The 21,070-nt window shown below is 57.1% G+C and carries 17 protein-coding genes; 5 read left to right on the forward strand and 12 right to left on the reverse strand.

The window, feature by feature from the left end:
* Positions 1 to 6: 6 nt before the first annotated feature.
* The 10 genes from gltB to QQL54_RS02335 form a co-directional block, all read right to left on the reverse strand.
* Positions 7 to 4,521 carry a glutamate synthase large subunit gene (gltB, locus tag QQL54_RS02290; RefSeq protein WP_284387070.1) on the reverse strand — a complete coding sequence of 1,505 codons (4,515 nt, stop codon included), beginning with the start codon at positions 4,519 to 4,521 and terminating at the stop codon, positions 7 to 9.
* Positions 4,514 to 4,966, reverse strand: coding sequence for a GFA family protein (locus QQL54_RS02295; RefSeq protein ID WP_284387071.1), 453 nt, complete (start codon positions 4,964 to 4,966; stop codon positions 4,514 to 4,516). The genes gltB and QQL54_RS02295 overlap by 8 nt, the downstream gene beginning before the upstream one ends.
* The gene (locus tag QQL54_RS02300) at positions 4,963 to 5,397 is read right to left on the reverse strand and encodes a GFA family protein (protein ID WP_284387072.1); all 435 of its coding nucleotides are present in this window, start codon (positions 5,395 to 5,397) and stop codon (positions 4,963 to 4,965) included. Before QQL54_RS02300 ends, QQL54_RS02295 begins: the two co-directional genes overlap by 4 nt.
* Complete coding sequence (locus QQL54_RS02305; RefSeq protein ID WP_284387074.1) at positions 5,394 to 6,821, reverse strand: NAD(P)-dependent oxidoreductase; 1,428 nt, start codon at positions 6,819 to 6,821, stop codon at positions 5,394 to 5,396. The genes QQL54_RS02300 and QQL54_RS02305 overlap by 4 nt, the downstream gene beginning before the upstream one ends.
* A gap of 207 nt (positions 6,822 to 7,028) precedes the next feature.
* Positions 7,029 to 7,859, reverse strand: a complete 831-nt coding sequence (locus QQL54_RS02310; RefSeq protein WP_284387076.1) for an enoyl-ACP reductase FabI — start codon at positions 7,857 to 7,859, stop codon at positions 7,029 to 7,031.
* A gap of 85 nt (positions 7,860 to 7,944) precedes the next feature.
* Positions 7,945 to 8,457 carry a hypothetical protein gene (locus QQL54_RS02315; protein WP_284387078.1) on the reverse strand — a complete coding sequence of 171 codons (513 nt, stop codon included), beginning with the start codon at positions 8,455 to 8,457 and terminating at the stop codon, positions 7,945 to 7,947.
* Positions 8,458 to 9,400: 943 nt separating this feature from the next.
* A complete protein-coding gene (locus tag QQL54_RS02320) occupies positions 9,401 to 10,639 on the reverse strand; it encodes an RNA-dependent RNA polymerase family protein (RefSeq protein WP_284387079.1) in 1,239 nt (412 codons plus the stop codon).
* A 614-nt stretch (positions 10,640 to 11,253) separates the two neighbouring features.
* Positions 11,254 to 12,486, reverse strand: coding sequence for a beta-ketoacyl-ACP synthase I (gene fabB, locus QQL54_RS02325; RefSeq protein ID WP_284387081.1), 1,233 nt, complete (start codon positions 12,484 to 12,486; stop codon positions 11,254 to 11,256).
* Between the two features lie 2 nt (positions 12,487 to 12,488).
* On the reverse strand, positions 12,489 to 13,019 hold the full coding sequence (gene fabA / locus QQL54_RS02330) for a bifunctional 3-hydroxydecanoyl-ACP dehydratase/trans-2-decenoyl-ACP isomerase (RefSeq protein WP_284387084.1): 531 nt from the start codon (positions 13,017 to 13,019) through the stop codon (positions 12,489 to 12,491).
* A gap of 102 nt (positions 13,020 to 13,121) precedes the next feature.
* Positions 13,122 to 13,685, reverse strand: coding sequence for a tetratricopeptide repeat protein (locus QQL54_RS02335; RefSeq protein ID WP_284387086.1), 564 nt, complete (start codon positions 13,683 to 13,685; stop codon positions 13,122 to 13,124).
* A gap of 139 nt (positions 13,686 to 13,824) precedes the next feature.
* Here QQL54_RS02335 and QQL54_RS02340 point away from each other — a divergent pair, with 139 nt between their 5' ends.
* Genes QQL54_RS02340 through yidD form a run of 3 tightly spaced genes read left to right on the forward strand, consistent with a single transcriptional unit; the run spans position 13,825 to position 15,003 of the window.
* Positions 13,825 to 14,268 carry an SRPBCC family protein gene (locus QQL54_RS02340; RefSeq protein WP_284387088.1) on the forward strand — a complete coding sequence of 148 codons (444 nt, stop codon included), beginning with the start codon at positions 13,825 to 13,827 and terminating at the stop codon, positions 14,266 to 14,268.
* A gap of 7 nt (positions 14,269 to 14,275) precedes the next feature.
* A complete protein-coding gene (locus QQL54_RS02345) occupies positions 14,276 to 14,596 on the forward strand; it encodes an ArsR/SmtB family transcription factor (RefSeq protein ID WP_284387090.1) in 321 nt (106 codons plus the stop codon).
* A 56-nt stretch (positions 14,597 to 14,652) separates the two neighbouring features.
* Entirely contained in the window at positions 14,653 to 15,003 is a 351-nt protein-coding gene (yidD, locus tag QQL54_RS02350; protein WP_284387093.1) for a membrane protein insertion efficiency factor YidD, read from the forward strand.
* A gap of 9 nt (positions 15,004 to 15,012) precedes the next feature.
* On the opposite strand, the gene bla is transcribed toward yidD, so the two are convergent.
* Positions 15,013 to 15,906: a class A beta-lactamase gene (bla, locus tag QQL54_RS02355; RefSeq protein WP_284387095.1), complete on the reverse strand. Its 894-nt coding sequence runs from the start codon at positions 15,904 to 15,906 to the stop codon at positions 15,013 to 15,015.
* A 111-nt stretch (positions 15,907 to 16,017) separates the two neighbouring features.
* Between bla and QQL54_RS02360 the strand changes: the two genes are divergently transcribed.
* Together QQL54_RS02360 and QQL54_RS02365 are read left to right on the forward strand one after the other, a co-directional pair.
* Positions 16,018 to 18,693 carry a DUF2339 domain-containing protein gene (locus QQL54_RS02360; protein ID WP_284387097.1) on the forward strand — a complete coding sequence of 892 codons (2,676 nt, stop codon included), beginning with the start codon at positions 16,018 to 16,020 and terminating at the stop codon, positions 18,691 to 18,693.
* A 128-nt stretch (positions 18,694 to 18,821) separates the two neighbouring features.
* Positions 18,822 to 19,850 carry an NAD-dependent epimerase/dehydratase family protein gene (locus QQL54_RS02365; RefSeq protein WP_284387099.1) on the forward strand — a complete coding sequence of 343 codons (1,029 nt, stop codon included), beginning with the start codon at positions 18,822 to 18,824 and terminating at the stop codon, positions 19,848 to 19,850.
* On the opposite strand, the gene carA is transcribed toward QQL54_RS02365, so the two are convergent.
* Entirely contained in the window at positions 19,847 to 21,013 is a 1,167-nt protein-coding gene (gene carA / locus QQL54_RS02370; RefSeq protein WP_284387102.1) for a glutamine-hydrolyzing carbamoyl-phosphate synthase small subunit, read from the reverse strand. The two genes, QQL54_RS02365 and carA, sit on opposite strands and share 4 nt — an antisense overlap.
* Positions 21,014 to 21,070 lie beyond the last annotated feature (57 nt).

The following is a 21,070-nucleotide window of genomic DNA, read 5'->3' on the forward strand; positions in this document are numbered from 1 at the left end:
TCGCCGCTACTCCGCCGCCTCGCTGATCGGCACATCCAGCCGTCCAATCATTTCCTTGGGGATGACCTGCCAGAATTTGCCGCGCTGATGCTCCCATTCAGTGAGCAGCGTTTGTGAGAATTCCGAACCTGTCGCCGCCGCATGTCGGCGCACCAAGTCTAGGCAATCCTGCTCATAATGCTCAGAGGCGAAGCGTTGCCAGATGACGTTGTCGGGATTGACGGCTTTTTCGAACGTGCCGTCTTCATCGAAGATATAGGCCATGCCGCCAGTCATCCCGGCGCCGAAATTATCCCCGACGCTGCCCAACACGACAACCGTGCCGCCCGTCATATATTCGCAGCCATTCGTACCCAACCCTTCGACCACAGACACGGCGCCTGAGTTGCGCACAGCGAAACGCTCACCCGCGCGACCCGCCGCGAAGAGGGATCCCGACGTTGCGCCGTAAAGGCATGTATTGCCAATGATCGCACTGTGATGTGGAACGATCGGCGTGCGGCCTTGTGGGGCAACAAAGATTTCTGCGCCAGATAAGCCCTTGCCGACATAATCATTGGCATCGCCGTCGACGACGAGGCGTAGGCCTCTAATCCCGAAGGCGCCAAGGCTTTGTCCCGCGCTGCCCCGAAGACGCACAGTCAATTGTCCGTCCGGGGCGCCATCCGCGCCAAATCTTTTGTAAATATGATGTGAGGTTCGCGTGCCGACTGCGCGGTGCGTGTTCTGCACGGCGTAAGTCAGATGGGTCTTGTCGCCGCGTTCAAATAGCTGTGCGGCGTCGGCGACGATCTGCGTGTCGAGCGTGTCCGGGACTTCGACTCTCTGATTACGCGCGTCAAAGACGGGCTCATTGTCGACTTTCGCTAGAATAGGGTTGAGGTCGAGGTCATCGAGATTTTCCGAACCCCGGCTGACTTGCGTCAGCAAATCGGTGCGACCAATCACGTCCTCAAGCCGTTCGACACCGAGACTAGCGAGGATCTCGCGCACATCTTCGGCGATGAAGGTCATTAGGTTGATGACCTTCTCCGGCGTACCGGTGAATTTCTCTCGTAGGGCTGGGTCTTGAACGCAGACGCCAACCGGGCACGTATTGGAATGGCACTGACGCACCATGATACAGCCCATCGCGACAAGGCTCAGCGTCCCGATGCCGTATTCTTCCGCTCCCAGCATGGCGGCAATAACGATATCCCGCCCTGTCTTAAGCCCACCATCCGTGCGCAGCGTAATCCGTTGGCGCAGCTTGTTGAGAGTCAACACTTGGTGCGCCTCAGACAGGCCCAATTCCCACGGAATACCCGCATATTTCAGCGACGTATTAGGTGATGCCCCAGTGCCGCCATTATGGCCGGCGATCAGGATTGTATCGGCTTTGGCTTTGGCGACGCCTGCTGCAATCGTCCCGACGCCAGAGCTGGCAACCAGCTTGACGCAGACGCGCGCGGTCGGATTGATCTGTTTGAGATCGTAGATCAGCTGCGCCAGATCCTCGATGGAATAGATGTCGTGGTGCGGCGGTGGCGAAATCAACGTCACGCCTGGTGTGGCGTTACGGAATTTCGCAATCATCTCTGTCACTTTGAAGCCGGGTAGCTGTCCGCCTTCACCGGGCTTGGCACCCTGCGCGACTTTGATTTCAATCTCTCGGCATTCGTTGAGATATTCCGCCGTGACACCGAACCGACCTGACGCGATTTGCTTGACCGCGCTGTTCGGATTGTCACCGTTGGGAAGCGGTTGATAGCGCGCTCTGTCTTCGCCGCCTTCACCGGACACTGACTTGGCACCGATCCGGTTCATAGCAATGTTAAGGGTGCCGTGGGCTTCAGGTGAGAGCGCACCTAGGCTCATTCCGGGCGTACAGAAGCGGCGACGGATCTCATTAACGCTCTGGACTTTGGAGAGCGGGATCGCCTCACGCAGTGGCTTAAGGTCGAGCAAGTCGCGTACTTGGATAGCGCTGCCGTCATTCACGACTTTCGCATATTGGCGATAAAGTTCGTAATCCTCGCGACCCACAGCTTCCTGCAGCATGTGGATCATATCGGCCTTGTAAGCGTGACGCTCGCCCTTGGCCCGGACCTTATAAAGTCCGCCAATCGGCAGGCGCACGACGGCGCTATCATAGGCTGTTTCGTGCATCGCCAACAGCTGGGTCTCCAGACCCGCTAGACCGATGCCGGAAATACGCGATGTCATGCCGGGGAAAAATTCGCCGACGAGTGCGCGGGACAGGCCCAGTGCTTCAAAATTATTACCACCCCGATAGGAGCTGATGACGCTGATCCCCATTTTGGAGATGATCTTCAAAAGCCCGCCCTCAATCGCGAGTTTGTAACGCGCAATGGCTTCGTCATCTGAGATATCGAGTAGGCCACGCCGGACGCGATCTTGGACAGAGGCCTGCGCCATATAGGCGTTTACGGCGGTCGCCCCTGCACCGATCAGCACGGCGAAATAATGCGTGTCGAGACATTCAGCAGAGCGGACAATAATGGAGCAGGACGAGCGAAGACCCGCTTCCATCAAATGCCTTTGAACGGCGGCTGTTGCCAAAATCATCGGTACGGCAGCGCGGTCTTCGTCGACGGCTTCGTCTGTCAGAACGATCTGTTCAACGCCGTCTCTCACGGCCTTTTCAGCCTCGGCTTGGATGCCGCGCAACGCTTCGACTAATCCTCTGCCGACGATGGCATCAGGCGCGGGTACAGCAAAGGTGCAGTCGATTGTTTTCAGCCGTTTGCCCATCATGGCGTCGAACCGTTCATACATACCGTTGGTCATGACGGGGCTATCCAGCACCAGCATTTCTTTGGTCTGACTACCCGTTTCTGCGAGAATATTTCGGAGGTTTCTGAACCGCGTTTTCAGGCCCATCACACGCGTTTCGCGCAGCGGGTCGATAGGCGGGTTCGTGACCTGACTGAAATTCTGGCGGAAGAAATGCGACAGTGGTCGATATTGGTCTGATAGCACCGCCAAAGGCGTGTCGTCGCCCATGGAACCAATACTCTCTTTCGCGCTTTCCGCCATTGGCGTCAGAATAACTTCCATGTCTTCCAGCGTTTGCCCGCAAGAGACCTGACGACGGACCAGCGCTTCGCCAGAGAGGGTAGGCGCAGGCTCAGAGCCGGAGAGGGCTTCGTCAAGATTGACAGATTTTTTGAGCCACTTTTTATAAGGGCGCTTCTCCGCCAGCTCGTCGAGAATTTCCGAACTTGTGTAGAAGCGGCCCTCTTCCAGATCGACAGCAATCATGCGCCCCGGTTGCAGCGCGCCACGCTTGACGATCTCGCCTTCATCCATCGGGCACATGCCTGTTTCTGATCCGACAGCCAGAATGCCATCCTGACTGATCGCGTATCGCAAGGGACGCAGACCATTACGGTCAAGGCCAGCCATGACCCAGCGGCCATCATAGGCGGCAATGGCCGCGGGGCCGTCCCACGGTTCCATCACCGCATTGCAATAGGCATAAAGGGAGCGCCAGCTTTCGGGCATGAGATCGCCCCGTTTTGAATAAGCTTCCGGGATCAACAGCGTTTTCGCCATCGGCGCGGTGCGGCCTGCGCGGACGAGCAGCTCAAACACAGCGTCCAATGCAGCGGAGTCCGAACTCCCATTTTGGATGATAGGTTTCACATCTTCAGCACGTTCCTTGAAGGTGGAACTGGCCATTTTAATCTCATGGTTTTTCATGAAATTGATATTGGCTTTGACCGTATTGATCTCGCCATTGTGGGCCAGCATGCGAAAGGGTTGGGCGAGCCACCATTGTGGGAAAGTATTGGTCGAATAGCGTTGATGATAGATTGCCGCGCGGCTTGTAAAACGCGCGTCGGTCAGGTCCGGATAAAATTTGTCGATATCCTGCGCCAGAAACATACCCTTATAGATCAGGGTTTGGACGGAGAGTGAGCAGACGTAAAAGCTCGGAATTTGCGCCGCGATGACACGCTTTTCGATACGACGGCGGATGACGAAAAGCTCGCGTTCCAGCGCATTTCCTTTGCGGCCCTGCGGGTCTCGGAACAGGACCTGTTCGATCTCGGGCCGAGTGGCCTTAGCCTTATCACCGATGACGTCGATATCGATCGGCACTTGCCGCCAGCCATAGATGTAGAAGCCTTCACGGATGAGTTCAGATTCAACGATAGTCCGGGCCGCTTCCTGTGCGTTCATATCGATGCGAGGTAGGAAGATCATGCCGACGGCAATTTTGGCCGTGGATGGTTTGTGACCTGTGCCTTCGACCTGCGCGCGGAAAAATTCCTGCGGAATATCGAGCCGAATGCCCGCACCATCGCCGGTCTTGCCGTCTGCATCGACCGCGCCGCGGTGCCAAACATTCTTCAACGCTTGGATCGATTTTTCGACCACATCGCGTCGCGGCTTACCATCGATTGAGGCCACGAGACCCACACCGCAGGAAGACTTCTCATGCGCCGGATCATAGGCGTTGGCCGCGACTAGTGCGTCACGTTTCGCTTCGTAATCGGTGAGCCAGTCAGTCATTTTTGTTGTCTTTCTGGTCGTCATCTTTTTGAAATAGGGCAAAGGCTTCCGCTCCGGTGAGGCGGGGCTGCTCTCCAGCGAGGTCGTAAAAGTCGGGTTTTTCGTCGATGAAATATTCGTGGCTGAGGGCCATTCCGCTCGGCATGTCGAGGCAGCTTGATGAAGCCGAATAGAAGTCGGTCCCTTTGAGATTATAGAATAGCGACGTCCCACATTCGCCGCAAAATCCACGCCGCGCCCAGTCGGAACTGTCATACCATTTCAAGGCCGCGCCATGCGTGACCGTCAGGCCGTCGTGAAATCCAACACCCATATAGGGGCCGCCATTGAGTTGCCGACAGGTCGCGCAATGGCACGCATCGACGCCTTTGATCGGGCCTTTGCCTTCGAATTTGACCGCGCCGCAGTGACATTGGCCGTGCGTTGAAGAGGTTGGTTCGGTCATGCCTCATCCTCAGGATAGAGAGCGAAGACTTGCTCGGCGGTCAAGCGCTCACGCTCGCCTTCAAAGACATAGCAGTCAGGTTTGCGGTCAATAAAAAATTCGGTCTTGATCGACAGGCCGTTTGGCAAGTCCTGCAACGCGCCGATTGTCACGCCGATCTTACTCGGGTTTTTGATGATGCGGTAGAACATCGACGAGCCACAGCGACTGCAAAAGCCCCGCTCAGCCCAGTCGGACGATCGATACCATTGCAGCGTCGGATCTGCGTCGAATGAGAGGTCTGCGAAATCAGGGCCAATGAAAGGACCGCCACCAAAGCGGCGGCAATCGTCGCAATGACAAGCATTCAAATATGCCGGTGCGTCCATCGTGAAGCGAATGCCTTTACACAGGCAATGTCCGTGAACTTTTGGGGTCTCGTTTTCGGTCATTCCGCTGCAACTTTTTGATCCACGGCTTCGAGAGTGCGCAGATATTTATGCATATGCTCAGCCGCGTCGCGGCCTTCGCGGATCGCCCAGACAACCAGGCTGGCCCCGCGCGAAATATCACCCGCAGCGTAGACGCCGGGCAAGTTGGTTTCAAAAGTCACAGGGTTGACGCGCAACGTGCCCCAACGGGTCACAGTCAAATCTTTGGACAGATCGCCCATATCTTCGGGCAGGAAGCCAAGCGCTTTGATGACCATGTCGGCGGGGACATCAAACCCTGCCCCGGGGATCGCTTCAGGAGCCTGACGACCAGACGGGTCTTTTGGGCCGAGGCGCATCCGATCAGCGCGGACGTGGGCAGCGCTGCCGCCCGTGTCCATGACAGCCGTGGGGCTGGCGAGCCATTCAAAGTGTACGCCTTCTTCTTGCGCGTTGGCGGTTTCGCGACGAGAGCCCGGCATGTTGGCATGGTCACGGCGATAGAGACAGGTCACAGATTTCGCGCCCTGACGCACGGCGGTGCGAACGCAGTCCATCGCTGTATCGCCGCCGCCAATAACGACGACATTTTTGCCCTCAGCGGTCTCGCTCTGAATATCGTCGCCGAGACCGCGTTTATTGCTGTCGATCAGAAAGTCGAGCGCAGGGCGAACACCATCTGTGTCCGCGCCGGGTACGGCGAGGTCCCGCGCTTTGTAGACGCCCGTCGCGACGAGGATCGCTTGATGTTTTTCGCGTAGCTTTTCGAAGCTAATATCCGTGCCGACATTGCAGTTGAGCACGAATTTAATCCCGCCCTCTTCGAGACGTTTTGTCCGCCGCGCAACGATCTCTTTCTCGAGCTTGAAGTTCGGGATACCGTAGATCAGTAGTCCGCCCGCGCGGTCATGACGATCATAGACCGTGACTTGCCAGCCTTGCAGCCGCAGCTGTTCTGCTGCCGCCAGCCCGGCCGGACCCGCACCGATAATCCCGACAGAGGCCCCGCGTTCGCGGCGCGGTTTGATCGGCTCGATCCAGCCTTCTGCCCAGGCCGTGTCGGTCAGATGTTTTTCGACGGCGCCGATCGTAACTGTGCCGTGGCCACTTTGTTCGATGACGCAAGAGCCTTCGCAGAGACGGTCTTGCGGACAGATACGCCCGCAGATTTCCGGCATATTATTCGTTGCGTCCGAAATCTCCCATGCTTCTCGGGTCCGGCCTTCCGCCGTGAGGCGGAGCCAATCCGGGATATTGTTCTGCAGTGGGCAGTGATCCTGACAGAAGGGGACCCCGCATTGCGAACAGCGCGAGGCTTGTTCTTTGGCCTTCGCGTCGATGAACTCGCCATAGATTTCAAGAAAGTCGTCGCGCCGATCCGTGGCGTCACGCTTCTCGGGCATGTCGCGCTCGGTCGAGACGAATTGCAGCATGCGTTCAGCCATGATGGCGGGTCCTCGAAGGTTGACGAAAGTCGGGCGGGTTGCGCCTGACGAGCCACTCTATAGCGGAGCTGGAACCAAAGCGCTATGAGGTGCGACAATTTGTCAAGTTCGAGATAAAATCGTAAAAATTACTCCAATAATTTCAAAGACTAAAAAAGCGCCCTCCCAATTTGGAAGAGCGCTCTTTTACGAGTCTGTGTGTAAAATCTATTCTTCGAGCGACGCCCGCAATGGCGCTTCCTGCGGCATGCCGATGGCATGGAAACCGCCGTCCACATGATGTGTCTCGCCCGTGCAAGATGCGCCGAGACTTGACAGTAGATAGAGCGCGGCGCCCGCGACGCCCTTGCTCTCGGTGTGATCCTGCATCGCGCTGGCCGCCTTGTTAAAGCGGAACATGTGCCGGCCCGAGCCGATGCCCGCCGCCGCCAAAGTCTTGATCGGCCCAGCGCTGATCGCATTGACGCGAATGCCGCGCGGGCCAAGATCCGCCGCCATATAGCGGGTCGACGCTTCGAGCGCCGCTTTCGCCACGCCCATGACGTTGTAATTCGGGATGACGCGCTCACTACCCAGATAGGTCAGCGTCACCATCGCCCCGTCATCATTCATGATACGCGCCGCGCGGCGTCCGGCATCGACGAAAGAATAGGCCGAAATATCCAGTGCGGATTTAAAACCCTCGCGTGTCGTCTGCTCAATAAACGACCCGGCCAGCTGATCTTTCCCAGCAAAGGCAATCGCGTGGACGAGGAAGTCGATCTTGCCCCATTTAGCCTCAAGCGCGGCAAAGGTCGCATCCATCTGATCGTCATTCGTGACATCGCAATCGAGCAAAAACTCAGACCCAACAGAGGCCGCCAGCGGTTTGACCCGGCGTTCCAATTTTTCGCCCTGAAAGGTGAAGGCCAACTCGGCCCCTTGGGCTGCTAATTGTTGCGCAATCGCCCAAGCGATCGAATTCTTGTTCGCCACGCCCATGATCAGGCCGCGCTTACCGGCCATCAATGTGCCGGTGGGGAAAGTGTCGTCAGACATGACGTCTCCTTAGGAAATTTCCTATTCGAATAGGAGTCTGAGCCGCGCGCGGCAACGGCAAATCCGCATAACCTTATCCCGCAATCTAATACTCAGCGTGTGACCTGTAGGACGCTGCACAGGGCTTTGGTTTTGGGGGCGTCAGCCAATCGCTGCGCAACACGCGCCCGCGCCGCGTCACCGCGCCCATGCGTGTTGGCCAGTCAATCTCGCCCAAAGCGCGCTCGCCCGGCAGGCCATGCGCCGCGCACAGCGCGTCGATCTCGTCCTGCAACAACCCGTCATAGAGGCCGCGCCCGAAACTACCGCAAGTGCCGCAGCTCTGCCGCGCCCCGGACAAGTTCAGCAATTCCGCCCGCACCCGCGCCCGTGCGAGCAAGAGCAGATCACGCGCCCATTCCGGGCTTTCGATAAAGGTGGTCAGTGCCGCGCGTTCCGACCGGATATCGGCGCGCAGCGCGCGCATATCAGCCCGGATCGCCTCCGTCTCGGCCTGCGCCGCGTGGGTAGCCGCTTCGGCCGCTTTTGTGCGGCGTCGTAGCCCGATCGTCACGGCGCAGCGCTCCTGCGCATAGGTCTGGCGGGGATTGGGTCTCATGGAGGGGCTCCAAAATATTGGGGTTAGGGTCGGGCCAAGCGCCATTGTGCGGTCAGACGGCTTGGCCTGACGAGGATCGGCACTCCCTTGGAAGTGACACAGGGCGCGGGTCTCTACCCGGCGAAGGATAGAGGAAAAGACACACCTATTTACGACGGGAAGACACCCGCGCGAGGTGATCGGCTTGATCCCGCCGCCCCTGCGCGCGGTCCATCTTTGCGGGGTCCCCGGCCTAACCTGAATTGCCAGACGCGGCGAAGCAGGATGTTTGGCTCTCGGGGTCCGCATCGACCAACAACGCACACAGGCGAGACATCAAGGAGCGCAGTGCGGGTGCATAAGCCCGCCCGCATCCCGCTTAGTCCTGCGCGGTTCCCGTTTGACCGAGTGCCGCCAGATCACTCTGGCGCGGGACGTCCCCCGCACGCAAATCCAAGCCGTCACACCTGCTCGCTACGCCGAGGGTCATGCACCTCCCCGTGTCTGTAACGAACGGACAGCACTCTATCGGACGAATGGTGAGGGAGGATGGAGATTAGCGAATAGTCACCGCCATAAGGACGCGACAGCGACAGAGTCGCGGACGGATCAAGCCCACAGCCGAAGGGCGGCGCGCCCCCAATCCAGTTGAGGGCAGGCTGTGCGAAGCGAGCACGGGGCACGCAGCGTTAAGGGAACATCCCTTTGGATGTTCGTAGCGGAGTTGCCGAAACGCAATGCGTTTCGGACCGCGCACACGGTGCGAGGCTCAAGGCTAGCGTCGCGCAGCGACCAAGCCTCATGAGAGGCTTTACTGGATGGGGTTTAGAGGGGGGGTTGGTCTGTGAGTTTGGGTTTCAATGCGGGGATTGAAAATTGCGAAATATGAACGACGTGAGCCGTTTGTCGGCTTTATGTGGAGCTTGAGAGACACGAGCTTAAGGCACTTAGACTTGAAGTTCGATCACATTTTTTGGGCGGGATACCAAGTTGCAACAAGCCTAACCTTATCTTCGAGTTTCTTCTTTGAAAGTTCGCGGCACTTAGATAGCTGCCCCATGATTTTATCACCACGCGGTCCAAAGGTTTCAGATGCTCTCAACGTATATGTTCTAAAGGTCCAATGTTTATATGATTTTCCACTTTTTTTATTGGGTTTTTCAAATTCCTCAACTCGACCAAATTTTTGGAAGAATGTGTTGAATTGCATTAGTTTGACAAGTTCTTCTTCAGACGCATTAGGATAGTTCTTTCGATGTTTCATTGCTTCAGCCAAGGCCGATTTGCTAATTTTTCTATACAAATTTGAAATCGTACTGTTCTTCACAAATATCTTATGTCCATCATATCTAAACCCTAGATATTCTAACCCGTTCGCCATCTTAAATCTTGGATTCCCTTTATCCGTAACTGCGTTCAACGGAGAAAGAGGAGTTGCATGTTGTCTGTTGCCATCAGTTTTGTACTGAAGAGAAGCAAATTTCCTATCTTGAATTGTAAGATGTGAACCTTCTAATTCAATTTCTTGCCGAAGATAATTTTCCACTGACGAATGCGTGTGTTCAGAAGGCGTTGGAAACACCATTAGTATGTCATCCGAGTACCGAAAATACTTTCCAGCGAGATCATTTGCAAATTCTTGGCAACGTGCATCAAAGTCTAGTAAATACATATTTGCAAGTACGTCTGATATTGGCGATCCCTGTGGTATACCTCTCGTAAAATTGTTGAATTTTAATAGCCTACCTCCTCGACTATCTCGTGCTGAAAACAACTCTTTTAGCTTATTGTTGTCAGCGAGTTTAATGGGCATCTGTTTTCGACCAATCAAGAATCCTTCTCTGTTTTCAGTTTTTTGGCCAAAAAACCCGAGTTGTCGACACACCTCTACATAATCCATGTATCTGTAACTGGTCACATTACGAAAAACATTATAGTGATCGTCAGGAAGACGGGTTGTGCCAAGCAATTCGCACCAGATGCGTTTGAGTTTTGAGTGGTCTATGTTGTCAAAGTAACTCTTGATGTCAGCAGTAACTACAATACAATTTCCTAAATCGGAGATGTAATCAAAAGCGTCTTTCGCAAAATCAATATTTGATTTATTCTTGCCACCAATTTTTGAAACGGGCACTCGTCTGTAAGCTAATACGCAGTCGCTAAGACCAGATTTCGAGAGTTTGTTCTCATAAAGTTTGACCAACTTATGCCGATATCTTGAAAATATGTAGGAGTCAGCTCTGCAGGCATATCTTATTGGCCGCATTTTTCTGTTGGGAACGTGTGTTGGATTCTTTCCGCGGTAAGGTTGGTATTCGACCCCATAGTGAAGGAACGGCAAGAACCCATGTTTTGAAACGTTGGCGGGAGAGCTCACCAAAGAAAGAATTTGTTTTTTCGTGAGTTTTGCGTCGAAGTGCGGGTAACTCTTTAACTTGAGGTCGGAGAAAGACCATGAAGTCGGAGTTCCTTGATTGGAGGGAGGGTTAACGTCCTTTGCTTTAGACAACCCATCCCTCCGCTTTTGTAGAGCTTCGTTGGTTTCGTTCGTCGTAGAACGTAGTTACTCAACCCGCAGCAAAACCTAAACAAGGCGTGCTATAATAGGGTATACCTATCAGTTTACATCGTCGTATTCAGAATGGTCGGTTCCACTATCATCTCAAGGAGTTTCAAATGGTTCACAAACGAATTCATAAATATGTTGACGTTCTAAACGCACAGCTCCTCGACCTTTCGCCGAGAATAGCCTCTTCCGAGGAAGCGACAAACCCAATTTAGGAAGTGTTAACTAATAATGCAACCTGATACCGCGATTTAACCCCGCCTAAAAATAACACTCCCATTCGTCCCGCCAAACCCGAAACTGTTGCTCATCGCCGTCTTCACCTCAGTCTCCACCCGCTCGCGGGGGATCTTGACCGGAGCCACCTCGGGATCAAGCGTCTCGATGTTCATGCTCGGCGCGACGAAACCGTGTTTCATCATCAGCAGCGTATAGACGGCTTCCTGCACGCCTGCGCCGCCGAGTGAGTGGCCAGTGAGGGCTTTGGTGGCGGAGACGTAAGGCGCATCTGATCCCTCGCCAAAGACGCGGTGGATGGCGGCGCTCTCGGCGATATCGCCAACGGGGGTGCTGGTCATATGCGGGTTGATATAATCGACGGAGCTGATCCCCGCATCTTTCAGGGCGAGGCGCATGGCGCGTTCGGCGCCTTCGCCGGATGGCGCGACCATATCGTGGCCGTCTGATGTGGCGGCATAGCCGATGATTTCGGCATAGATGGTCGCGCCGCGCGCCACCGCATGCTCATACTCTTCCAGCACCAACATGCCCGCGCCGCCGGCAATGACGAAGCCGTCGCGATTGACGTCAAACGGGCGAGAGGCGGTCTCTGGCGTGTCGTTATATTTGCTGCTCATCGCGCCCATCGCGTCGAACAGGTTGGACATGGACCATTCCAGCTCTTCGCCGCCGCCCGCAAACATGATGTCTTGCTTGCCCCACCCAATCTGCTCTGCCGCCGCGCCGATACAGTGGAGCGAGGTGGTGCAGGCCGAAGTGATGGAGAAGTTGACGCCTTTGATCTTGAAATGGGTGGCGAGCGTGGCGGAGACCGTGCTGCTCATCGCTTTCGGGACAGCAAAAGGCCCGATACGTTTGGGGCTGGTATTTTTGCGCGTAATGTCGGCGGCGCGGACGATTTCGAGCGAGGACGGACCGCCGGACCCGGCAATGATGCCCGTGCGCGGATTGACGATCATGTCTTCGCTCAGCCCCGCATCGTCGATGGCCTGTTGCATGGCCAGCGCGGACCATTCCGCCGCGTCGCCCATAAAACGAAGGGAGCGTTTGCCGATCACCTCTTTGGCTTGGTCCGCCGTGTCTTCGGGCCGCCCAGAGACTTGGCTGCGAAAGCCAAGCTCGGCCATTTTGGGATCATGTTTGATGCCGCAGCGGCCTTGTTTGAGCGATTCTGCGACCTCATCGGCGCTATTGCCGATACAGCTAATGATGCCGAGGCCCGTAATGACGACACGTCTTGTCATGATTATGCTCCGGCTTCCGTGGGGGCTTCTGGTTTGAATAGGCCGACGCGCAGGTCTTTGGCCTGATAGATCAGCTCGTCATCCGCATACATGCGGCCATCGGCAATGCCGAGCACGAGGCGGCGGCGGATCGCGCGTTTAATGTCGATTTCGTAGCGGACGTTTTTGATGTCCGGCGTGACTTGGCCGGTGAATTTGACTTCGCCAACGCCGAGCGCGCGGCCACGGCCTTCGCCGCCGGTCCAGCCGAGCCAGAAGCCGACCAGCTGCCACATTGCGTCCAGACCCAAACAGCCCGGCATGACCGGATCGCCGCTGAAGTGGCATTCGAAGAACCAGAGCGAAGGATCAATATCGAGCGAGGCGATGATCTCGCCCTTATCGTGTGCGCCGCCTGTATCCGCGATTTTGTCGATGCGGTCGAGCATCAGCATTGGCGGAAGCGGGAGTTTGGCGTTGCCCGGCCCGAAGAGGGAGGTTTCACCGGAGACGATCAGATCGTCATAATCATAGGAGGAGGCGATTTTTATCATGAGCCAGTATTTAGGCTCTGGCGCGGTGAAGGCAATGGGCTTTCACCAAATGATACCAATCATGACGGGATATATGCGCCAAGGCCCGCTCAGGGGGTGTGCCTAGCTGTTGCGGCGCGTCACCGTGAAGCGCGAAATCGCATCCTCAGCCTGTTCCCAGCCGGGTTGCAACTCCAGAGCGGCTTTCAGATCGTAATAGGCGGCCTTTGCGTTGCCCATCCGTTCGTGGGCGAGCGCCCGGTTATAGAGCGCTTCGGGCATCCGGTCGGTTTTCAGCGCGATGGCCTGATCATAGGCGCGAAGGGCGTCTTCGTCGCGGGATTGATAGAAGAATGCGACGCCCTGATTGATATAGGCTTCGGCAAGTTTCGGGCGCATTTTGATCGCGACCGTATAATCCTCCAGCGCCGCATCCGTATCGCCGCGCCGCATCAGCAGCACGCCGCGATTGACGTGGGTCGCCGCTTCGTCGCGTTGGGTCAGCGCGTCGCGCAGCGCGTCATCGCAGGTCCGGATCGCGTGGTTAGAGCCTTGGTCGCCCATTTTGGCGGATTGGTAACACGCCTGCGCCGAACCATCGCCCATGACGATGGTCTGTGAAAACGCCAAGCTGGGGACCAGTCCAGCGGTCAGGGTGAGAGTCGCGGCCAGGAGATATGTTTTCATAGCCAAGACTATAGCACATTTTGGGACAATCCGGAAATCGGCGCCGTTGGGATGAGGGAGGTTGAGCTTACAATAAGCAACTAAAGGGTTGCGTATTAGGCCTATCTTGGTGTTAATAGGCAGCTCAAAGGTTGCTTAAATGAAAAATCGCATTGTCAAAGTCGTGGCGTTGAAAGCGCCCATATCTCGAGTCTGGCGGGCGATTTCTGACTATAAGGAATTTGGTCAGTGGTTCCGGGTTGATCTGGACGGCCCGTTCGAGCCGGGAGCTCTGTCGACGGGGAAGATGACCTTTCCGGGCTATGAACATTATCCGTGGCGCGCCACCATCGAACGTATGGAACCGGAGCGGCTGATGTCGTTCAGCTGGCATGACTTTGACGAAAGATCCGGGTTAGATGTCGCTGAGCAGGCCACAATGCTGGTTGAGTTTCGCCTAGAACCGACCGCCGAAGGCACACGGCTGACCATTACGGAGAGCGGGTTTGAGGTGTTGCCAGATCCGCGCCGGCTCGAGGTTTTGCGCGACAACACCGAAGGCTGGAATATCCAAGCCGAACAACTGATAGCCTATGTCGAATAGATCACTTGTGCCCGCGGTAGATGCCGCTGCGCCCGTATTTGCCGCCCTTGGGGACCCGACCCGATTGGCGCTCCTGTCTCGTCTGTGTGACGGACAATCCCAATCGATTGTCCAACTGACCCAGGGAACGGGCCTGTCGCGCCAAGGGGTCAAAAAGCATCTGACCGTCATGGAACATGCTGGGATTGTCACAAGCAACCGCGTGGGACGCGAAAGCCAGTTCACCGTGCGGCCCGAAACACTGGCCGAAACCAGCCAATATCTGGCTCGGGCTGCGCAGCAATGGTCTAATGCGATTGACCGGTTGAAACAGCATTTGGGAGAGTAAGGGCCGGACCAAGCTGTCCGCCATGTCGGGCCAGCGTAAACCATGCAGGTGAATGAATGCGTATAGTGAGACCCAAGGATATTGGGTTTGCCTTCTCTCAGACACGCGCTAGTTTTGCGGCCATTATGCGGTCCATTCTCGTTTATCCCGCGCTCGGCCTGTTGCGCCTTTATCAGATCGCGATTTCGCCAGCTCTGCAGGCGGTCGGCGTGCGTTGCCGTCATACGCCGTCCTGCTCTCACTTCATGATGGAAGCGATGCGCCGACATGGGTTTTGGGCAGGAGGCTGGATGGGCCTCGCGCGTTGGTTGCGCTGTAATCCTTGGGGGACGTGTGGCCCGGATCCGGTGCCGATGGAGGCGCCTGGCCCGTGGTATATGCCGTGGCGTTATGGGCGGTGGAAATAGGCTCAAGGTTTACGTCTGGGCGAAGGCGCTCATGACGGCCCGGGCGACATCTGCATGAGATGTTTCAGCGATATCCGTCATAGCACCGGGTCCATCCGAGAAACTGACGATCAGGACTGGACCTCTCTCTGATCCAGATGGAGGAAGCACAAACCCGACATCATTATTGGCGTCGCGATTGCTCGTGCCGGTCTTGTGCCCGAGCCGCCATCCACCCGGTAGCCCGGCTTTCAACCGACCGTTGCCCGTCACGGCTGCGAGCATCCAATCTTGCAAAATCTGACGCGAAGCCGGGGTCAGAATATCCCCAAACACGAGGCGCGCCATCAGCTCAACCATCGCGCGAGGTGTTGTCGTATCGCGCGGATCGTCTGGCGTGTTGGCGTTGAGTTGCGGTTCATAACGATCCAGTCGGGTCACGGAGTCCCCCATCGCCCGCAAGGCACGCGTAAATCCCGCGGGGCCACCCATCGAAGCAAGCAGCAAATTCGCGGCCGGATTGTCGCTATTCGCAATCGTCGCCGCGCAGAGCTGTTCGACTGACAAGGTCGATCCGATCGCGGGTTCGGTTGTCGGTGCGTGGAAGACCATATCCGCCTCGCGGATCGGAACTGCGCGGGACAGGGTTTCGTCGCCCGCGTCAACGCGGGCAAGAACCACGCCGCCGAGCATCCATTTAAAGGTCGAACACATGGCGAAACGCTCATCTGGGCGGTGGTTGAGCGTCCTCCCGGTCTGAAGGTCCAGCGCCGCAACACCGATGCGCCCGCCTCGGGTCGCCTCAATAGTCTCCAAGCGTGACGTCCACGCCGCCGTGTCAGGCTCTGTCTTTGACTGGCAGGCCCCCAGTAGAGGTAGGGACAAGAGAGACGCACTCACCGTGCGGCGGGATAGCAATGTCATAAGCTTCAATCTTCGTGATGCTGAGCGAAGTCTAGAGTCTGCCGCGCATCAAGGCGAAAAAATGACGTATAAAAAAATGCAGAGTTTTGCTGAGGGCTGCTAGGGGCAATCATGGACGAATTCTTCATCCTCATAGCTTTTGGCATTTTGGCGCTGCTCTTTGGCGGGGCCGTGTCGGGGCTTGTGGCCTTAGGGCGGATCAAACGCCTAGAGCGACGGATCGCCTTATTAGAAGGCCAGCCAGTGTCTAAGACGGCCCGCGCCGACACGGCCGAAAAACTATCCCGTCGCGCACTCGCGCAGGTATCAACGCCATCTGTCAAAACCGAGCGAAAACCAGACAGAGTGTCTAGCCCGGACCTCAAACCCCAGCCCGTTCGACCACCTCGCAAACCCACTCGAAAGCCAAAACCGAAACTCGACCTAGAAACTCTGCTCGGGGCGAAGGGTTCGGTCTGGATTGGCGGATTGGCTTTGCTGCTCGGCGCGGTGTTTCTGCTGCGCTACACGATGGAAGCGGGCCTACTGACGCCACTGATGCGCGTGAGTCTCGCCGGGCTCCTCGGCCTGATCGCCCTCGGCCTGTCGGAATGGTTGGCCCGCCGTGATCTGAAAACGCCCGTAGGAAAAGCTTTATCGGCGCGGGCCGATATTCCCGCCCTGCTGGCAGCTGTCGGAATATTCAGCCTGTTTGGCGCGGTTTATGCCGCGCATGCACTCTATGGTCTGCTCGGCACGCTGCCCGCCTTTATCGGCATGGCCGTGGTGGCGGTCGGGGCAATGGCTCTCTCGCTTCGGCGCGGTCCGTGGCTCGCCGCTGTCGGCTTGATCGGCGCGCTGGTTGTGCCTCTGCTCGTGGCGAGCGTTACGCCCAGTTTTATCGGTGTGTTTGCCTATGTCGGCCTGATCACAGTTGCGGCGCTGTGGGTCGCGCGGAGACAGAGCTGGGATTGGCTGGTGGGTGTCGCCGCCATTGGTGCAGCTGTCTGGCTTAGCATCCTATCGGGCAAAGCCGTCGACACTATTCAGTTCACGATTTGGATGGTCGGGTTGGCTGGTGTGATGACCCTGACCCTGCGAAGTCTGGACCGAAGCCCTGTCATCTGGCCGCGGTGGACCTCTGCTGGGTGGTTGGGCGTCGTCGCCCTGATGGGGCTCGCAAGCGCGGCGTCTGATGATGTTCCGGCCCTGTCCTATAGTCTGCCTTTTCTGACTGCAGCGAGCTTACTGTTCTTTGCCGTTACAGGCGATGTGCGGAAACGTTGGCCTGCGCTTTTGATCGGCGGGGTCGTCGTCACAGTTCACACAATCCCGTTCATGATCCCTTGGAGCCCTAGAATGGACTGGCCGGGGCAAGCTGTAATCGGAGCGCTTTCGGTTGCCACTGCGTTGGCTAGTCTTCGAGTTGGCGCGCGGTGGGTTGACGATCAACGCAGTACGGCCCTCACAACTTTGGGCGGCGCACTGGCCGTCGCGCTTATGGCCAGCGGGTTTGCCGAGCTGCATGAGCGACCTGTGCCACCGATCAATTGGGCTTGTTTTGCTTTGGCGGGTCTGTTCGCTGTTGCGAGTTGGACACAGGCGCGCCTATCGGTTGCGCGCGGCGCGGCTTGGGTCGCGGCATTGGCTTGGATAGTTGGCACGTGCCAACTTCCGGAGCTATGGTCATCCAGCGTTGTCCCCAGTCTCGATCCAACTCTCGCATCACAGCTGCCTGAACTGTGGCCGTCCAGCCTTGTGCTCAGTCTTGGTATTGCCGTTATGATCGGTCTTGCGCTCCGGCGCGATGATCTCTGGGTGCGACTGACCCCGCTCGCCATGGCGGGTATGGCGGGTCTGGTCGCCAGTGCAGCTCTAGACGATAGCGCCGCCTATATTGCGACGACACCATTCCTGAATGAGCTTTGGCTCTATTTTGGCCTACCGGGCGCGCTGACTGCTGCTGGGGCTTTTCTGCTGGGCCGCAAACGTGAAGACCTCGCCTCGCAAGGCCTGCTCGGTGGCGCGATTGTCTTTACCTTGCTGTTGATCGTTCTGCTGATCCACCACGCCATGAATGCGGGCGATCTGACTGCGCAGGTCGGATTTGAAGCCCTTGCCGTGCAGCTGCTCGTTCTATTTGCGGTTCTATTCGGGGCTAGCTGGATGCGCGGCGGTCTGACGGATTGGCCGAATAAAGGCGCGGAGCCACGCTTTTATATCGTGCCGGGGATTGCGGTTGTGGCATCCTTGGCCAGCCTCACCGCCTTCGTTCTAGGGCAGGGGCTGGAGTTCAACCCGCTGCTGACCGCCTCGACAGTGATTGACGGCCATTCCATCTTTAACGCTTTGCTGCTGGCCTATCTCGCGCCCGCCATCCTGCTCGGACTGTCCGCGTTGCGCTTCGCAGGTCGTCGTCCAGTTTGGTTCGTCAGAACGCTCGGTGCGCTGGCCGGGATGAGCTGGCTGATGTGGACAACGGCGCAAATCCGCCGCCTTGCGCAGGGTGAGGCCATCGCCATGAATCGCGTCCCGTGGGCGAATGGAGAGCTTTACGCGGTCAGCGCCGTCTGGCTGCTGACTGGCTTGGCTCTACTACTGGCCGGCGTCAAAACAGGGCGGCGCGATCTGCGCCTAGCCTCAGCGATCCTGATCACCTTGACCACGTTGAAAGTCTTCCTGATCGACATGCGGGCGCTCGACGGTGCGTTCCGGGCTGTGTCCTTCATCGGTCTTGGCATCGCCCTGATCGGGATCGGACGGCTCTATCAGCGGGTTTTAAGTAAGCCGTCTGAGCGTGAAGATTAAGGCGCTATTGGCTGGAACCTGCACCGGTGACGGCGTTGGTTGATGAATTCTGCCGCTTTTCAGGAATTATTGTCGTAGATTGGTCGCTGAGCGATGACGCGCTCAGTAGAAACCGCTAGAGTGTCTGCATGACCGATCTCGTCCTTGTTACCGGAATCACCGGATATATCGCCAGCCACGTCACGGTGCGGCTCTTGGAGAAGGGCTTTGCCGTCCGCGGAACGGTCCGGAATAAGGCTAAAGGACGCCGTGTTTTGGCGGAGATGGCGCAGACAGGCGCAGATGTGTCTAATGTCGAGTTGTTCGTAGCTGACCTTGGCTCAGATGCGGGATGGAACGATGCGGTCAAAGACTGCCGCTATATCCAGCATATTGCCTCGCCTTTTCCGCTTGAAGCCCCATCTGATCGCGAAGCGCTGGTGCCAGAAGCCCGCGCCGGGGCTCAACGGGTTTTGGAGAACGGGTTTTCAGCAGGGGCGGAGCGGATCGTGCTGACATCCTCGACTGCGGCCATGATGGGGCAACCCGGTCGCGGCAAAAAGATGACGATCACAGAGCAAGATTGGTCAGATCCGGACTGGAAACCGATGACGGCTTATCCAGTGTCCAAAACGCGTGCTGAATTATCAGCTTGGGCTTATGCTGACGCACAAGGGTTGCGAGAGAAATTGGTTACAATCAATCCAGGGCTGGTTTTCGGGCCGGACCCTTATGATAATGGTGGTGCGTCATTGTCTCTGATCCGCGACATGATGAACGGCGATCTGCCCGCGATCCCGAAAATTGCCTTTCCCATTAGTGATGTGCGCGATGTCGCCTCCCTTCACGTTGCGGGGATGACGGCGAAGGATGCCGGTGGGCGGCGATTAATTGGCGCAGGAAACACGCTGTGGTTCAAGGAGATTGTCGAGATTTTGCGTGCAGACTATCCGACCGCAAAACTTCCTAAATCCGAATTGCCAAACATTGTCCTACGATTGATCTCTCTCTTTGATGATCGGGTCAAAGGCATCCTGCCTGACCTTGGCATCTTTCATGACGTCGACGCCGCCTATGTTACCAGCCTCACCAATGTCGTGCCGCGCCCAGCGAAAGAGAGCGTCCTGGCCAGTGCGCGCGATCTGGTCGCGAACGGGGTCGTAACGCTCGAAGACTAAGCGGCTCTGACTGCATCCGCGAAGCGGTCGAACAGATAGAAACTATCCTGCGGACCGGGGCTGGCTTCGGGGTGGTGCTGGACCGAGAAAACGGGCTTGCCTTTGAGGCGGATACCGCAATTTGTGCCATCAAACAGGCTGACATGGGTTTCTTCGACGGTGTCGGGCAGGGACGCCTGATCCACCGCAAAACCATGATTCATAGAGACAATTTCGACCTTATCCGTCGTATGATCCATGACCGGATGGTTCGCGCCGTGATGACCCTGCTCCATCTTCACCGTCTTGGCGCCGAGCGCGAGGGCCAGCATTTGATGGCCGAGGCAAATGCCAAGAATCGGCATGTCGGCGGCAATCAATTGTTGAATGACGGGGATAGCATATTCGCCTGTCGCTTCAGGATCGCCGGGTCCGTTGGACAGGACGACACCGTCTGGCTTGAGCGCTAGAATATCTTCTGCAGAGGTCGTGCCTGGTACAACTGTCACGGCCAACCCTGAGCTGACGAGGTTGCGCAAGATGTTCCGTTTCACCCCATAGTCGATCAGCACAACGCGTTTGGCGCCGTCTTGATCCGTGTGGCCGTCTTTCCATTGCCAGCGCGCCTGTCGCCAATCGAAGGGGGCGTCTGCCGCCATATCTTTGGCCAGATCCGCGCCGACCAACCCGTTCCAGCTGCGAGCCTGTTCGGCTAAAGCTGGGATATCGAATTGTCCGTCTGGGTCATGGGCTATGACACCGTTGGGCATACCATTATCGCGGATATAGGCGGTGAGCGCGCGCGTATCGACGCCGGACAGGCCAATGATTCCGCGCGCGGATAGCCATGCGCCCAGCTCGCCCTCAGAACGCCAGTTGGACGCGGGTGTGACAGCAGCCCGGACAATCGCCCCGCGTGCGGCGGTCCGCGCGGCGTCCGTCGTCGCTTCTTCGTCTTCGTCCGTGGTACCGGTATTGCCGATATGCGGGAAGGTGAAAGTGACGATTTGCGCAGCGTAGGACGGGTCGGTCAGAATTTCTTGGTAGCCGGTAATCGCGGTATTGAAACAGACCTCGCCGACGGCCGACCCGGTCGCGCCAATGCCAATGCCGTAAAATGTATCTCCGGTCGCTAAGACCAGCACAGCGGTCGGCGCAGGATCGGGCGAATAGTCAATCGTCATGGGTGGGTCCTAGCTTGGCTCTGCTAGGCGCGTCCTATGACGAAGCCGCGCCGGATT

Source organism: Algimonas ampicilliniresistens (assembly GCF_030159955.1).
Classification (GTDB): Bacteria; Pseudomonadota; Alphaproteobacteria; order Caulobacterales; family Maricaulaceae; genus Litorimonas; species Litorimonas ampicilliniresistens.